The sequence below is a fragment of the Streptomyces sp. DH12 genome (genome assembly GCF_020873895.1).
Classification (GTDB): domain Bacteria; phylum Actinomycetota; class Actinomycetes; order Streptomycetales; family Streptomycetaceae; genus Streptomyces.
Genome location: NZ_JAHWGT010001051.1, coordinates 1 through 454, shown reverse-complemented (window position 1 = coordinate 454; position 454 = coordinate 1). Strand labels below are relative to the sequence as shown.

Genomic DNA, 454 nt, shown 5'->3' with positions numbered 1-454 from the left:
GCCGGGCGACGACGTGGTGCAGCTCGCCGACGCCACCCGCGGCACCTACCGCAAGGTCGTGGTCCGCGACGACCGCCTGGTCGGCGGCGTGCTGGTCGGCGAACTCGGCACCGTCGGCGCCCTGGCGCGCGCCTGGGAGGGAGCAGAGCCGCTCCCGTCCGACGGCGGGCCCCTGCTCCACCTGCTCACCAACGACGGAGGCTCCTGATGCCCACGGACACCTCGACCATCGTGCTCGTCGGCCACGGCATGGTCGGCCAGCGCTTCCTGGAGGCGCTCGCCGAGCGCGGCCTGACCGCCACGCACCGCGTGGTCGTGCTGTGCGAGGAGCCGCGTCCCGCCTACGACCGCGTGCAGCTCACCTCGTACTTCGCCGGGCGGACGCCCGAGGACCTGTCGCTGACCGACCTGGCGTTCCTCGAGGACCACGGCATCGAGCTGCACGTCGGCGACC

The 454-nt window shown here is 74.0% G+C and carries 1 protein-coding gene and 1 pseudogene; both read left to right on the top strand.

The window, feature by feature from the left end:
• A pseudogene (locus LPA54_RS38460) lies at nucleotides 1-208 on the top strand (NAD(P)/FAD-dependent oxidoreductase); the annotation flags it as partial.
• Nucleotides 208-454: hypothetical protein (locus LPA54_RS38455; protein ID WP_228985020.1), on the top strand; the 247-nt coding region annotated here is incomplete at its 3' end. The pseudogene LPA54_RS38460 and the gene LPA54_RS38455, both read left to right, overlap by 1 nt.